The 13,723-nt window shown below is 54.7% G+C and carries 13 protein-coding genes; 4 read left to right on the forward strand and 9 right to left on the reverse strand.

Features of this window, described 5'->3' with window-relative positions; all coding sequences use genetic code 11:
• Positions 1–8: 8 nt before the first annotated feature.
• Together ACFQ1T_RS07055 and ACFQ1T_RS07060 are read right to left on the reverse strand one after the other, a co-directional pair.
• Positions 9–563 (reverse strand): outer membrane protein, encoded by a 555-nt coding sequence (locus ACFQ1T_RS07055; protein ID WP_379075185.1) that lies wholly within the window; start codon positions 561–563, stop codon positions 9–11.
• 35 nt (positions 564–598) lie between these two features.
• A complete protein-coding gene (locus ACFQ1T_RS07060; protein WP_379075188.1) occupies positions 599–1,249 on the reverse strand; it encodes a hypothetical protein in 651 nt (216 codons plus the stop codon).
• A gap of 253 nt (positions 1,250–1,502) precedes the next feature.
• Here ACFQ1T_RS07060 and ACFQ1T_RS07065 point away from each other — a divergent pair, with 253 nt between their 5' ends.
• Entirely contained in the window at positions 1,503–2,921 is a 1,419-nt protein-coding gene (locus ACFQ1T_RS07065; RefSeq protein WP_379075191.1) for a DHA2 family efflux MFS transporter permease subunit, read from the forward strand.
• 12 nt (positions 2,922–2,933) lie between these two features.
• On the opposite strand, the gene ACFQ1T_RS07070 is transcribed toward ACFQ1T_RS07065, so the two are convergent.
• The 4 genes from ACFQ1T_RS07070 to ACFQ1T_RS07085 are packed head-to-tail and all read right to left on the reverse strand — an operon-like array spanning position 2,934 to position 5,948.
• Positions 2,934–3,395 (reverse strand): GNAT family N-acetyltransferase, encoded by a 462-nt coding sequence (locus ACFQ1T_RS07070; protein ID WP_379075194.1) that lies wholly within the window; start codon positions 3,393–3,395, stop codon positions 2,934–2,936.
• Positions 3,396–3,441: 46 nt separating this feature from the next.
• A complete protein-coding gene (locus ACFQ1T_RS07075) occupies positions 3,442–4,221 on the reverse strand; it encodes a ferredoxin--NADP reductase (protein ID WP_313986601.1) in 780 nt (259 codons plus the stop codon).
• Positions 4,222–4,269: 48 nt separating this feature from the next.
• Entirely contained in the window at positions 4,270–5,199 is a 930-nt protein-coding gene (locus ACFQ1T_RS07080; RefSeq protein WP_275356052.1) for an FAD-binding protein, read from the reverse strand.
• Positions 5,196–5,948 carry an electron transfer flavoprotein subunit beta/FixA family protein gene (locus ACFQ1T_RS07085; protein WP_194748346.1) on the reverse strand — a complete coding sequence of 251 codons (753 nt, stop codon included), beginning with the start codon at positions 5,946–5,948 and terminating at the stop codon, positions 5,196–5,198. The genes ACFQ1T_RS07080 and ACFQ1T_RS07085 overlap by 4 nt, the downstream gene beginning before the upstream one ends.
• A gap of 149 nt (positions 5,949–6,097) precedes the next feature.
• On the opposite strand from ACFQ1T_RS07085, the gene ACFQ1T_RS07090 reads away from it, so the two are divergent.
• Both ACFQ1T_RS07090 and ACFQ1T_RS07095 read left to right on the forward strand, forming a co-directional pair.
• Positions 6,098–7,036 carry a LysR family transcriptional regulator gene (locus ACFQ1T_RS07090; protein ID WP_194748345.1) on the forward strand — a complete coding sequence of 313 codons (939 nt, stop codon included), beginning with the start codon at positions 6,098–6,100 and terminating at the stop codon, positions 7,034–7,036.
• A gap of 13 nt (positions 7,037–7,049) precedes the next feature.
• Positions 7,050–8,696 (forward strand): electron transfer flavoprotein-ubiquinone oxidoreductase, encoded by a 1,647-nt coding sequence (locus ACFQ1T_RS07095; RefSeq protein ID WP_379075199.1) that lies wholly within the window; start codon positions 7,050–7,052, stop codon positions 8,694–8,696.
• Between the two features lie 857 nt (positions 8,697–9,553).
• Here the strand turns inward: ACFQ1T_RS07095 and ftsX are convergent.
• The 3 genes from ftsX to ftsY are packed head-to-tail and all read right to left on the reverse strand — an operon-like array spanning position 9,554 to position 12,121.
• Positions 9,554–10,444 carry a permease-like cell division protein FtsX gene (gene ftsX, locus ACFQ1T_RS07100; RefSeq protein WP_379075202.1) on the reverse strand — a complete coding sequence of 297 codons (891 nt, stop codon included), beginning with the start codon at positions 10,442–10,444 and terminating at the stop codon, positions 9,554–9,556.
• Positions 10,445–10,454: 10 nt separating this feature from the next.
• Positions 10,455–11,132: a cell division ATP-binding protein FtsE gene (gene ftsE, locus ACFQ1T_RS07105; RefSeq protein ID WP_194748342.1), complete on the reverse strand. Its 678-nt coding sequence runs from the start codon at positions 11,130–11,132 to the stop codon at positions 10,455–10,457.
• A 2-nt stretch (positions 11,133–11,134) separates the two neighbouring features.
• Positions 11,135–12,121 (reverse strand): signal recognition particle-docking protein FtsY, encoded by a 987-nt coding sequence (gene ftsY / locus ACFQ1T_RS07110; protein ID WP_379075206.1) that lies wholly within the window; start codon positions 12,119–12,121, stop codon positions 11,135–11,137.
• A gap of 174 nt (positions 12,122–12,295) precedes the next feature.
• On the opposite strand from ftsY, the gene ACFQ1T_RS07115 reads away from it, so the two are divergent.
• Positions 12,296–13,696 (forward strand): M16 family metallopeptidase, encoded by a 1,401-nt coding sequence (locus ACFQ1T_RS07115; RefSeq protein ID WP_379075209.1) that lies wholly within the window; start codon positions 12,296–12,298, stop codon positions 13,694–13,696.
• Positions 13,697–13,723: the final 27 nt, after the last annotated feature.

Raw genomic sequence — 13,723 nt, forward strand, 5'->3', positions numbered from 1 at the left:
GTTCAATGTTAGAAGTTGTAGATGAGACCCACCGTGCCGACGTTGGTATCAAAGCCTTTACTGCCGCCACCAGTCACATCCACTTCTGCTCGGTAGTGATCCCAGCCTACGCGCATGGACAAGGTTTTATCGTAGTGATATTCCGCACCCAGGCCATAGGTGGCCCCGGTGTGTGTGGCATCGTTATAGGCGCTCAAGCCAGAGGAGACCTTGCTTTTGGTGGCGGCGACACCGAGTTTGCCATAAAAATCAAAGGATTCATTGAGGGGTATGCTGCCCACAGCCGTCAAGCTGAGGGCATCGGCCTTGGCGCTGCCACTGACGTTATCCGTCACCTTACCTATCCCGGTATATTGGCCTTCGACGGCAATATACTGATTGAATCGATAGCCGCCGACGGCGCCAGCAATCGCCTGGTTCTCCTTGTCCACGCCATTTGGCGTACTGAGGTTGTTGTTGGCTACACCGACATTAAAGCCGCCATAAAAGCCTTCGGCATGCCCAAGCAGAGGGGCTGCCAGCAATAGGCTGCTGACCAACAGATTGAAAACAGATTGACGCATCAGTGCTTCTCCAAGTGACGTTATTTCAAATACGGTTATTTCAGTTTGCTTTGTGCCAGGCGCAGGCCTTCTTCAATCTCCTGCTTGCGGCCAGCATCGGCGTCTTCACGGCCGGGGCGGGCAGGGGCTTGCAGCGCTTTCTGGTAGTAGGTCACGGCCTGGCTGTAGTCGCCTTGGGCACGTAAAAAGTCTGCATAGAAATAGTTGCTGTCTATGCCGGTCGGGTTCAGTTGCAGGGCTTTCTCCAGATACTCGCGGCCTTTTTTCTTGTCACCAAAGCCAATCGGCCAGCCAGGGACGCGGAAGTAGAGCGAGCCCAGTGTGGTATATGCGGAGCCATGCAGCGCTTGCGGGTTGGTTTTGATGCTGGCCAGCAACAGGTCGCGGGCTTGTTCAGCTGCTTTCAAGGCATTCATCGGATGCAGTGGCCCCATGCTCTTCGCGTAACCGCTTAACACGATCGCTTCCCAGATCATCGCTTCATTGGCGTCAGGATGCTGGGTTGTGAGTTGATGGGCTTGCTCGGTCAGGGCTTTGAAGGCGGGTTCTTGCTGGTCTTTGCTAGTTTGATAGGTCGCTTTGGCCCAGGCATGCTGCAGCGTGGCCAGTTCGTTGTCTAACATTTCATCGGCAAAAGCAGCACTGGTCAGCAATGCCAGGCAGGTATAGATCATCCAGCGTTTCACAATCACTCCTCGTAAATTATTGAATTAAATGCAGTTGAGTCATCCCATTTTTGCAAAAACGATGCCAGTCTGCGCCGCTGATTGAATAGGTATAAAAATCAAACAGTTGCTGTTTTGTCCTCGCGCGCTTGAAAGCTGGCTGTAAGCTAGGGTGCGCGAACTCTGCTTTTTTTGCAGGGTCGGACAGCGTGACACTGCAAAAAATGCATGCTAAGGTCCTCTTTCTTGTTAGCCCACTCAAGCCATCCACCCCATGTCCCTGCACCTGTTGCCACATTCTTTTGAAGCCTTGTCCCTGCGGTATGGGGAGCGCTACAAATGGATGGTCTTATTGATCATTGGCGTCGGCACGATGGCGGGGGTGTTATGCACGTCCAGCTTTAACGTGGCAGTGCCGGCGTTGACGCGCACGTTTCATTTGGGGCAGGATCATGTGCAGTGGGCCATGACGGCATTTTTGGCGGCGATGACCATAGGCATGTTGCCTGCCGCCTGGTGGTTGCAGCGCTTTGGCTTGCGGCGCGTGTTTATGTGGACGCTGTGGCTGTTGGTGGCGGCCAGCGTAGCGGGCTTTTATGCGCACAGCTTTGTGCAGGTGGTGATTGCGCGGCTGCTGCAAGGGCTGGCTGCAGGCGTGTTGCAGCCGCTGGGGGTGATGGCGCTCATGCGTCTGTTTCCGCCAGACATTCAGGGACGTGCGTCGGGGATATTGATTGTCGGCATTGCGTTTACGCCTGCCATCGCGCCCTCCATCAGTGGCTGGTTGCTGGATCAGTTTGGCTGGCAGGCGATTTTTCTGCTTGGCGTGCCGTTTGCGCTGATCGCCCTGCTGTGTGCGTGGCGGTGGTTGCCTGCGCCCAGGCAGCAGCCGGTCAATGCGTTTGACTGGGCGGGCCTGGGATGGTTGTCGGCGGCGACCATCGGCTTGATTGAGTTTGTCTCCAGCTTGCATCACAGTGGGCTGTTTGCGCCGTGGACCTGGGGGCAGGCCTTGCTCACGGTAGGGTCGCTGCTTTGTTATATGCGTCATGCCCGGCAACTACCGCATGCCATCATACAATTGCATCTGTTCCAGCGGCCCACCTTTAGCCGCGGCACCTTGGTGGCCTTTGCCTATGGCTTTGGCCTGTATGCCTCCACTTATCTGATCCCGGTATTTTTACAAAATGCCATGGCTTTTTCGGCCACAGAGGCTGGGGTGTTGCTGTTGCCTTCAGGCATGGCCCTGGTGTTGACCATCCCGATCGCTGGCCGGATGGCTGATCAACTGTCTCCACGGCGCATTACACTGGCTGGCCTGGTCATTTTCGGCGCATCTTTTATCGTATTTGCCGTGGCCGCCGATCAGGTGCGCTACTGGGAAATTGTTGCGGCGACCATTGTGGGCCGCATCGGTCTTGGCCTGATTTTGCCGGCATTAAACCTGGCGACCTTGCATGAAATGGAGCCGCAGCATTTGGGCCAGTCTTCGGTGGTGGTCAGTTATGCACGCCAGTTAGGCGGCGTGGTGGGGGTGGCCATGATGGCGGTATTTATGGAGTGGCGCGAGCGTATTTATGGACAGCTGCCGCCGGGTATTTTCGAGGCCTATGCCCAAGGCTTCTTGCTGCTATCTGCCGTGATTGTGTTGGCGATCATGGTGGCGCTGGGCATGCAGGACCGCAAGCGCTAACGACATAAACCTTTACAGGATCAGTCGCCAGACTTGCATGCCTGACGGTTGAAAACCATGTTTTCTATAAAGGTGCTGGCCAGCCTGATTATCCTGGTCGGTGAGCAGGGTCAAGCGCTGGATCGCCTGCTGGCGCGCGTGCGCAATCGCAAAAGTCAGCAATTGCGAGCCAATGCCTAAGCCTCGACAGGTCTGATCGACCACCATATCTTCAAGCAATGCCACGCGGCCGCCTAATGCGGTCGAAATCGTAAACAGCAGACTTACCATCGCAATCACTTGCCCTTGTTGCCGTGCTACTAAAATATGGCCGATGTCAGGGTGTTGCAGAATGTGGCTCAAGCCTTGCTGCTGGGCCGTGTGGTCAGGGGAGAATTCGTGTTCCTGGGCAAACAGTTGCGCGAGCAGCGCGCATAAGGCGGGCAGGTCAGCCAGGGTGGCAGGTTCAAACTGAAGGGTGGCATGGGCTGTCATGCGCGTGTGCTTTCATGACAGCCGAACATGCAATGTGGCTTAACCCTTATTTTTCAACAAAGGCTTTTTCAATCACGTAGTCACCCAGTTCGCCGATGCGCGGCGAGACTTTGAAACCACGTTTGTCCAGCATGGCGGCCGTGTCGACCAGCATGGCCGGGCTACCGCAGATCATGGCGCGGTCCGTTTCCGGATTCAATGGCGGCAAGCCAATATCGGTAAACAGTTTGCCATTTTCCACCAGGTCTGTCAGGCGGCCCATGTTTTTAAATGGCTCGCGTGTGACAGTGGGGTAGTAGATCAGCTTGTTACGCACTTCTTCGCCAAAAAACTCGTTATTCGGCAGTTCTTTGGTGATGAAGTCTTCGTAGGCCAGTTCGTTCACGTAACGCACGCCGTGAATCAGGATGACTTTTTCAAAGCGATCATACACTTCGATGTCCTGGATCAGGCTCATGAACGGCGCCAGGCCGGTGCCGGTAGAGAAGAAATACAGATTTTTACCAGGCTTGAGGTCTGAGGTAATCAGTGTGCCGGTCGGTTTGCGGCTCACCAGCAAAGGGTCGCCCACTTTCAGGTGTTGCAGGCGTGAGGTCAGGGGGCCGTTCGGCACCTTGATACTGAAAAACTCCAGATGCTCTTCGTAGTTGGGGCTGGCGATACTGTAAGCACGGGTCAATGGCAGGCCATCGACTTCCAGGCCTATCATCACAAACTGGCCGTTTTCAAAGCGCAGGCCAGGGTCTCGCGTGGTTTTGAAGCTGAACAGGGTGTCGTTCCAGTGATGCACGCTCAACACCGTTTCGGTGGAATATTTTTTACTCATGAGATGAACAGGTTTCTGAATTCAAAAGGTTAATTGGTAAACGTTAGATTATAACGCAGCCGTCAATTGCGGCACGGCTTCAAACAAATCTGCCACCAGGCCGTAGTCGGCAATCTTGAAGATTTGCGCTTCTGGATCCTGATTGATGGCGACCACCACTTTACTGTCTTTCATGCCATAGGCATGCTGGATGGCGCCGGAAATACCAACGGCGATGTACAGCTCTGGGGCGACCACTACACCGGTTTGGCCGACTTGCAGGTCGTTGGGGGCGTAGCCGGAATCGACCGCGGCACGGCTGGCACCAATGGCGGCATGCAGTTTATCTGCTAGCGGGGCCAGCACGTCTTTAAATGCATCCGCACTGCCCAGCGCACGGCCACCAGAGACCACTACTTTAGCGGCGGCCAATGGGGGGCGCTCGGATTTGTTAAAGGCTTCTGCCAACCAGCGGCTGCCTTCTGGTGCAGCTGGCACAGTCACCGATTGAATGGCAGCATTGGCGCCAGTCGCAGCGGCAGAGAACTTGCTGCCACGCACGGTGAGTACTTGTTTGGCATCACTGCTTTGTACCGTTGCCAGCACGTTACCGGCGTAAATGCCACGCACATAGGTGTTGCTATTCACGATCTCGAGCACGTCAGACAGCATGTTGACATCGAGCAGGGCGGCGATACGTGGCATGACGTTTTTGCTGAAAGCGCTGTGCGCAGCCAGCACCACGCTGTAATTGGCCGCCAGCGGCACAACCAGCGCAGCCAGGTGTTCAGCGGTCGGGTGTTGCAGTGCGGCATCGGTCGCCACCAGCACGGTGCTGACGCCTTGCAAAGCGGCGGCTTGTGCTGCCAGGCCGTCAGCTTGTGCAGCAGCAATCAATACATCCACTGGTTGCTGCCAGTGTTGGGCCGCAGTCACGGCGCGTGCCACTTGTTCGTTTAAATGTTGACCGTCGTGTTCGGCAATAATCAATGTTCTCATGGCAGCAGTCCCTCGTGCGTACGCAGTTTGCTCAATAATTCATTCACGTCTTTCACCATCACGCCGGCTGGGCGCTCTGGTGGGGCGGCAACCTTCAGTTGTTGCACACTATGAGTGAGTGACAGATTGAGCGAATCAAGCGGGAGGGTCTCAATGGGTTTTTTTCTGGCCATCATGAGGTTGGGCAGTTTGACGTAGCGTGGCTCGTTCAGGCGCAGGTCAGCAGTAATCACAGCTGGCAGGCTCACGGACAAGGTTTGCGTGCCGCCATCAATCTCGCGCACCACGGTCGCCTGATTTTCGGCAATGGTGATCTGAGAGGCATACGTAGCTTGTGGCAGGTTGAGCAGGGCCGCCAGCATTTGGCCGGTCTGGCCGGCATCATCATCAATGGCTTGCTTGCCCAGCAGGATCAATGCAGGCTGTTCACGCTCGACCACGGCTTTGAGCACCTTGGCGACGGCCAGCGGGGCCAGGCTGTTTGCTGTTTCAACCAGTGTCACACGGTCCACGCCCATGGCCAGGGCATGGCGCAAGATATCCTGATGCGTCGCGGCACCAATGGTGACGGCGACGATTTCTGTGACAATGCCTTTTTCTTTGAGGCGGATGGCTTCTTCGATGGCGTTTTCATCAAAGGGATTGACTCCCATTTTGACGCCCTCGATATCCACATCCGAACCGTCCGCTTTGACGCGGACTTGAATGTTATAATCAACGACCCGTTTGATCGCTACCAATGCTTTCATAAAACGTTTGCCTTTGTTGGGGTATTTACTCGTAACCGGGCATTTTAAGCCAGCTTGTAATATTTATTAAATTGATTATTATAATATTATATATCTATTCTGTAGATTGATTTTGATGCGGCGCAACTCCCGGCCACGCAGCCCCCTCCATGAAATACACCCTCAGGCAACTGGAAATCTTTGTCGCGATTAGCCGCACCGGCAGTGTCTCCCGTGCCTGCGACCAGTTGGCCTTGTCGCAATCAGCCGCCAGCACCGCCCTGATCGAGCTGGAAAAGCAGTTTGATATCCAGTTGTTTGACCGGGTCGGCAAGTCTTTGCGCATCAATGAAGCGGGCCAGCAGCTGTTACCCAAGGCGGTCGAATTGCTGGACCGCGCGCGTGAAATTGAGCGCATGCTGCAGGGGCAGCAGGGCTACGGTCATCTCAAGATTGGCGCGACGCTGACCGTGGGCAATTATCTGGTCACCTTGCTGGTGGCCAAGTTCTTGCAGCAGTATCCGCAAAGCCACATCCAGTTGCAGGTGCAGAACACACGGACCATCGTCGAGCAGATTGCCAACCACACCCTGGATTTGGGTATGATAGAAGGCGAGTGCAATCATCCCGATATTGCGGTGGCGCCCTGGATTGCCGATGAGCTGGTCATTTTTGCCGCGCCCACGCATCCGTTGGCATTGTGGGCACAAAGCGGCAAACCCATCCACAAAGCGGATTTACTGCTACAGCCCTGGATCGTGCGCGAGAAGGGCTCAGGCACGCGCGAGACCTTTGACCGCGCCTTTAAACAGGATTATTCAAAACTCAATATTACGCTGGAGCTGGAACATACCGAGGCGATCAAGCGCGCGGTAGAATCGGGCCTTGGCATTGGCTGTATTTCGCGGCTGGCCCTCAAGGATGCATTCAGGCGCGGCAGCCTGGTGCCGATTGAGAACCACGGCTTGCAATTTCACCGCAATTTTTATTTTTTATGGCACAGGCAAAAATACCAGACCGGTGGCATTCGACAGTTTCTGGCGTTCTGCCAGGCGTTTACCCAAGGGGCGACGCGTAGCGACCTGATCGATATCCCGGCCATTGCCTGACGAAGGAGCAAAGATGGAAAGAGATGTCATGGAGTACGATGTGCTGATTGTGGGGGCAGGCCCGGCGGGCTTGTCCGCAGCCATCCGTCTCAAACAACTGGCGCAGGCGCAAGGCCAGGAGCTGGGCGTGTGTGTCCTGGAAAAAGGCGCCGAAGTCGGTAGCCATATTTTCTCTGGTGCCGTGCTGGACCCGAAAGCCCTGCAGGAGTTGTTCCCTGACTGGCAGGCCTTGGGCGCGCCGCTCAATACCGCCGTCGATAAAGATACCTTTGTGGTGCTGGGTGAAGAAAATGCCTGGGCCATGCCCGAGTGGTCACTGCCGCCCTTGATGCGCAACCATGGCAATTACATCATCAGTCTGGGCGAAGTCTGCCGCTGGCTGGCGACGCAGGCAGAAGCACTGGGCGTAGAAATCTATACCGGGTTCTCTGCACAAGCGCCCAGTTATGACGATCAAGGCCGCATGACTGGCGTGATTACCGGCGATATGGGCCTGGACAAGCAAGGCAATCCCACCGCCAACTACACCCCAGGCATCGAAATCCGCGCCAAATACACGCTGGTGGCCGAGGGGACACGTGGCTCACTGACCAAGCAGCTTGAAGCCCGTTATGGCTTGCGGGCAACGTCCAGCCCGGCCAAATACGGCATCGGCTTTAAAGAGGTTTGGCGTGTCAAACCCGAGTTGCATCAAAAAGGCCTGATCGAGCATACCTTGGGCTGGCCACTGGATGCCAGCACCGGTGGCGGTGGCTTTATTTATCACCATGGCGAAAACCTGGTGTCCGTGGGCTATGTGGTGCATCTGGATTACCGCAATCCGTATTTGTCCCCCTTTGACGTGTTTCAGACCTATAAAACCCATCCCAAGCTCAAGGCCTTGCTGCAAGACGGTAAACGCTTGAGCTATGGGGCGCGTGCCATTTCAGAGGGCGGGATACAGTCCTTGCCGGAAATGGCCTTCCCCGGCGGGGCCTTGCTGGGCTGCAGTGCAGGGCTGGTCAATGTGCCCAAAATCAAGGGTACGCATTACGCCATGAAGTCCGGCATGCTGGCGGCGGAAGCCGTGTTTGATGCCATCGCACAAGGCAGTCCAGAAGTGTTGAGTGTTTATCCGCAAAAACTGCGCGCCTCCTGGGTCTGGCAAGAATTGTCTGCGGTGCGCAACGTCAAGCCTTATTTGTCCCGCTTTGGCACCTGGGGCGGCACCGTATTGGGTGGCGCCGAAATGTGGCTGTCCAGTTGGGGCGTGAACTTGCCATGGACGCTCAAGCATAGCAGCGCAGACCATGCGACTTTGGCCGAGGCTGCCAATAGCCGTCCGCCCGTGTATGCCAAACCGGATGGCGTGTTGACCTTTGATAAACTGAGTTCAGTCAGCTTATGCAATATTTCGCACGATCACCAGCAACCGTGCCATTTGAAACTGGGCGTTGCGGATAGGGCAGTGCGCGTGAATCTGCCGAAATATGCCGGCCCAGAGCAGCGCTATTGCCCGGCGGGGGTGTATGAGTTTGTGGAGCAGGCCGGAGAACAGGCCTTGCAGATCAACGCGCAGAATTGCATCCATTGCAAAACCTGTGACATTAAAGACCCAACGCAGAATATTAATTGGGTACCGCCGGAAGGTGGCAGTGGGCCGAATTATGTTTCGCAGTAATTAAGCGAAGCTACCTTACCTGAATGGATCCTTGGATGGCTTATACGACATCAAGTGGGCTAGGGTCGGATAGGATAGGTAAACTCATCTAGTAACGTTTTTTTCGCCTCTCGGCGAGTTACTTTCTGGTGCTTGTCCCCCAGAAAGTAACCACAACTAACGGAGTGTTGCGGCGTAGGCTAACCTTTAGGTTAAGCCACAAAGTGGCGGCCGTAGCCAAAGAGGACGACACCCAGCCATCACGGCCTTCGACTTCCTTGCGTTGCTCAACAAAGTAAGCGGTCACGAAACTCGACCTGGCAGCTCACATAAAACGTGAGCTGCTGCGGGACTCAGACAGTCGCTCCCTTCTTCCTTACTTTGTTTCCGCTACTCAGCGCGATGGAATGGGATTTATCTCGCCAAAGTTGCATCGTTGAAATTCGGACGGTTTGAAACTCCAATTCTTTTGTTGAAACAATTGATAGCTGCGCTCGCATGTTTTTCGGGGTCCCCATCTGCCGCGCCGAGCAACGCAGGATTGGCGGGAGTCTTCGGCCATCGGCTGTCCGAGTTCCGCAGTGGCTTGCGTCTTGTGCAAGCCGCCAGGGCGAGTTTCGATGGCCGCCCGGCAAGCCGAGTAGCGCAGGGAATAAGCGGAAGCTGGGGTGCACTTTCTTTTGGTTACTTTATCTTTGTGCAAGCAAAGAAAAGTAACTCGCCTACAGGCGAAATGAATGACTCATCCATCTCGGCTGTACTCAAGAGCGACACTAAATCGTAACTAATCAAACGCAACTGAGCCCAAGAGAAAATTTAATTATTCACGGAAAGGGCTGTGTCAGGGTGTGGAGCTATTAACCGAGTGAGTGATATTGCTATTTCTTCTGCGTCAGCGCAATAAATGCGGCAATCCACCCAATCGCAGTAGTACACAACAAGATCAGCCCACCCACGTGAACCAGATGGAAAGCCAACTGGAAGTGGCTTTGATAGTTATTGGCCAGCAATTGCACTGGTTGGCGCAAGTTCCAGACAATGGCAAACAACAACACGACGGCAATCAGCCCACCGCCTAAGCCATAAGCGCCGCCCATGTATAAAAACGGGCGGCGGATAAAACTGTGCGTGGCACCAATCAGTCGGCTGACTTCAATCTCGGCTTCATGGGTGAGCACTTGCATGCGCACGGTATTGCTGATGACGGTAATCATGGCAATGCCGAGCAGGCTTGCAAAAATGAAGGCAATACGTTTGCCTAGCAACAGCATAGAATGCAGGCGTTCTATCCACACGCTATCAATGACGATTTCATCGACTTCTGGCCGGGTTTGCAGCAGGGTTTGTACCGGTTTGACGGTGGCAGGCTGTGTATCCGTCAAGGTAATGAACACGGCATCTGGCAGCGGGTTTTGCGGCAAATCGACTAGCAAGTTTTTTTGCGAAAACTGCTGGGACAGTTGCTCAATAGCATCTTCTTTGGAGACATAACGCACCTCTTTGACCTGTGGCAGGCCTTGTGTATCGTTGATCAATCGTTGAATCAGGTTGCTGGAGGTCGCCGGTTTGAAAAAGACGCTGATTTGCGCATCCTGCTTGATGGCGCCAGACATGTCCTGCAAGTTATCCAGCGCGACAAACAGCAGGCCGGGCAGGGTGACGGTAATGCCAATCACCATGCAGATAATCAGGGTATTGAGCCAGTGATTTTTTAAACGCTGCAAGACCAGGTCTAAGGCCAGCGTGTGTTGGTTAAGCCAGTTTTTCATGCACTCATTCTCATAACATGGCCGTCTGTGCAGGCAGGGTGCTAATGGTTTGGTGGTCGATATGCAGTGTACGGTAAGCAATGCTGCTGACTTGGGCGACATCGTGCATGGCAATGACCACGGTCACGCCCACTTCATTAAAGGCTTTGAGTAATTGCATGATTTCAAGCGAGGCCGTCTGATCAAGGCCGCCGGTCGGCTCATCGGCAATCACAATAGAGGGGCGGCTGACCACAGCGCGCGCAATGGCGAGCCGCTGTTGCTCGCCGCCGGACAAGGTGATCGGCATGGCTTTTTCTTTATTGAGCAGGCCGACTTTATCCAGCGCTGCGCGTACGCGGCGAGCAGCCTCTTCGCCGGTGATGCCCTGGATGCTGAGCGGCAAGGCCACGTTGTCAAAGCTGTTGCGGTCGTAGAGCAGTTTGTGGTCCTGAAACACCAGGCCAAAGCGGCGACGCAAATAGGGCACGGCATTGGGATGCAGTTTGCCGATATCCTGCTGATTAATCAGAATTTGGCCGCTAGACGGCGCTTCAATGCCCGCCATCAATTTAAGCAGGGTGCTTTTGCCTGCGCCAGAGTGGCCGGTGACGAGCACGAAATCGCCTTTGTCTATATTGAAGCTGACCTGGCGGAACAGGTGTGCGCTATTGGGGTAGCGCATGCTGACGTTTTTAAACACAATCATGGCTAGTCATCAATCAAGGCGTCGATAAAGTCATGGGCGTCAAACGGGCGCAGGTCATCAATACTTTCCCCCACGCCAATAAAACGCACCGGAATCTTGCTTGCCGATTGCTGGTTCAGGTGCGCAATCGCGGCAATGACGCCGCCTTTGGCGGTGCCATCCAGCTTGGTTAAGGCCAGTCCGGTGACACCGAGCGCCTCGTTAAAGGCTTTTAACTGGTTGACCGCGTTTTGGCCGGTGTTGGCATCCAGCACCAGCAAAATTTCGTGTGGCGCACCGGGCAAGGCTTTGTCGATGACACGCTGCACTTTTTTAATCTCATCCATCAGGTGCAATTGCGTGGGCAAGCGGCCTGCGGTATCGGCGATGACCACGTCGATTTTTCTGGCCATGGCCGAGTTCACCGCATCGTAAATCACTGCCGCCGGGTCGCCACTCTCTGAGGCAATGACGTGCACATCGTTGCGCTCGCCCCACACCTGCAACTGCTCACGGGCAGCGGCCCTAAACGTATCCCCTGCGGCAATCAGCACGCTTTTGCCCTGGGCCTGCAAATACTTGGCCAGTTTGCCAATAGTGGTGGTTTTGCCAGCGCCATTCACGCCGACCATCATCATCACAAATGGCTGGTGATCCTTGACCTCTAGCGGCACTTGCAAGGGCGTCAGCAGGTCAAGCAGCGTGTCTTTCAACGCCTGTTTCAGTGCAATGGTGTCTTGCAGATCATGCTTTTTGACACGGCTGCGCAGTTGTTCGAGCAGGTGCTGGGTGGCACTGACGCCGACATCCGAAGTTAGCAGGATGGTTTCGAGTTCTTCGTAAATGTCTTCATCAATCTTGCCACCGCCAAACAAGGCGCTTAACTGCCCGCCCAGCTGCTGACGGGTTTTGGCCAGCCCGTTTTTGAGACGCTGCGCCCAGCTGAGGCTGGTCGGTTCAGGTTGGGCAGGCGTCGCTGGTTCGGATTTTTTGGCGAAAGGATTAAACATGGCAATCTAAAACTCTGTAATATGACTATTTTAAGCCGAATCGACGTTTCCCGCCACGTCAAGCTGAGCACTTGAGTCGCCAGGCCTCCGAACTTAGTCCGCGCTGTGTCGGTCACATGCATGGCGATACACATCAAGCTAAAAACAATCTATTCATCATTCATAAAGTCAGATATGAAAAAATCTTATTCTTTTGCGCGCTTGCCACGATTGGGGCTGTGCCTGGCCCTGTTGATGAGCGCTCATGCCGCGCAAGCACAGGCAGAGATTGCGCAGAAAACCCTTAAAAACGGACTCAAAGTCATTGTGCAGGAAGACCATCGAGCGCCCGTCGTTGTCTCGCAAGTCTGGTATCGCGCCGGTTCGCTGGATGAAGTCAATGGCAAAACTGGCGTCGCCCATGTGCTGGAACACATGATGTTTAAAGGCACGCAAAAAGTTCCGGCCGGGCAGTTTTCCCGCCAGATTGCGGCTGCGGGCGGTAAAGAAAATGCCTTTACCAGCAAAGATTACACCTGTTATTTCCAGCAGCTGGAAAAATCACGCTTGCCGCTGGCCTTTACGCTGGAAGCAGACCGCATGGCCCATTTGCAGATTACCGATGCCGAGTTTGCCAAAGAGATTGAGGTGGTGAAAGAGGAACGCCGCTGGCGTACTGAAGACAAGCCGCAATCACGTGTCAACGAACAATTTGAATCTTCGGTCTATCGTGCCCATCCTTATGGCCGCCCGGTGGTCGGCTTTATGAATGATCTTGAAAATATGACTGCTGATGATGCCCGTGAGTGGTACCGCACCTGGTATGCGCCGAATAATGCCACAGTGGTGGTGGTCGGTGACGTCAAGGCGCAGGAGGTGTTTGCGCTGGCTGAAAAAAACTTTGGCAAACTGGCTGCCAAGCCTTTACCTGTGCGTAAGCCGCAGGTGGAGCCCGCCCAGATTGGTGAGCGCCGGGCCATTGTGAAGGCGCCAGCCAAGTTGCCCTTTTTTGTGATGGGGTTTCACGCGCCCGCGCTCAAAAATGCGGCGGCTTACAGCGAGCAGGACTGGGAGCCTTATGCGCTTGAAGTGTTGTCCAGCATTCTGAGTGGCAATGATGCGTCACGCCTCAACCAGAAACTGGTGCGTGAGCAGGCGATTGCGCTTGAAATTGACACGGGGTATGACAGTACCAACCGCGGTCAAACCTCGACATTTGAGGTGGCGGCCTCGCCAAGTGAAGGCGTCTCGCAAGAGGCGCTGATCAAGGCGATCTGGGCACAAATTGAAGAAGTCAAAAACAACGGCGTCACGCCGGCTGAGCTGCATCGAGTGAAAGCCGCGGTCATTGCCGCCGATGTCTACAAACGTGACTCCATGTTTTATCAGGCCATGCAGATCGGCCAGCTGGAAACCATGCATTACCCTTTATCCTTGCTACAAACCAATGCGTCACGCGTGCAGGCGGTCACCTCTGAACAAGTGCAGGCCGTGGCTAAAAAATATCTGGTCGCAGACCAAATGACGCTGGTCAGCCTGGACCCACAACCGATGGATCCTAACCAGAAGTCCGCCGGTCGGCCGCATCAACATTAATCCGTTCTTTGAACGTTTGATTTGGGA

The sequence above is a fragment of the Methylophilus glucosoxydans genome, from assembly GCF_042676145.1.
Lineage (GTDB): Bacteria > Pseudomonadota > Gammaproteobacteria > Burkholderiales > Methylophilaceae > Methylophilus > Methylophilus glucosoxydans.

Coding starts and splice junctions, on each gene's coding strand:
- ACFQ1T_RS07115 (WP_379075209.1), top strand. CDS start 12,296: ATGAAAAAATCTTATTCTTTTGCGCGCTTGCCACGATTGGGGCTGTGC.
- ACFQ1T_RS07065 (WP_379075191.1), top strand. CDS start 1,503: ATGTCCCTGCACCTGTTGCCACATTCTTTTGAAGCCTTGTCCCTGCGG.
- ftsX (WP_379075202.1), bottom strand. CDS start 10,444: ATGAAAAACTGGCTTAACCAACACACGCTGGCCTTAGACCTGGTCTTG.
- ACFQ1T_RS07055 (WP_379075185.1), bottom strand. CDS start 563: ATGCGTCAATCTGTTTTCAATCTGTTGGTCAGCAGCCTATTGCTGGCA.
- ACFQ1T_RS07095 (WP_379075199.1), top strand. CDS start 7,050: ATGGAAAGAGATGTCATGGAGTACGATGTGCTGATTGTGGGGGCAGGC.
- ftsE (WP_194748342.1), bottom strand. CDS start 11,132: ATGATTGTGTTTAAAAACGTCAGCATGCGCTACCCCAATAGCGCACAC.
- ftsY (WP_379075206.1), bottom strand. CDS start 12,121: ATGTTTAATCCTTTCGCCAAAAAATCCGAACCAGCGACGCCTGCCCAA.
- ACFQ1T_RS07080 (WP_275356052.1), bottom strand. CDS start 5,199: ATGAGAACATTGATTATTGCCGAACACGACGGTCAACATTTAAACGAA.
- ACFQ1T_RS07070 (WP_379075194.1), bottom strand. CDS start 3,395: ATGACAGCCCATGCCACCCTTCAGTTTGAACCTGCCACCCTGGCTGAC.
- ACFQ1T_RS07075 (WP_313986601.1), bottom strand. CDS start 4,221: ATGAGTAAAAAATATTCCACCGAAACGGTGTTGAGCGTGCATCACTGG.
- ACFQ1T_RS07090 (WP_194748345.1), top strand. CDS start 6,098: ATGAAATACACCCTCAGGCAACTGGAAATCTTTGTCGCGATTAGCCGC.
- ACFQ1T_RS07085 (WP_194748346.1), bottom strand. CDS start 5,948: ATGAAAGCATTGGTAGCGATCAAACGGGTCGTTGATTATAACATTCAA.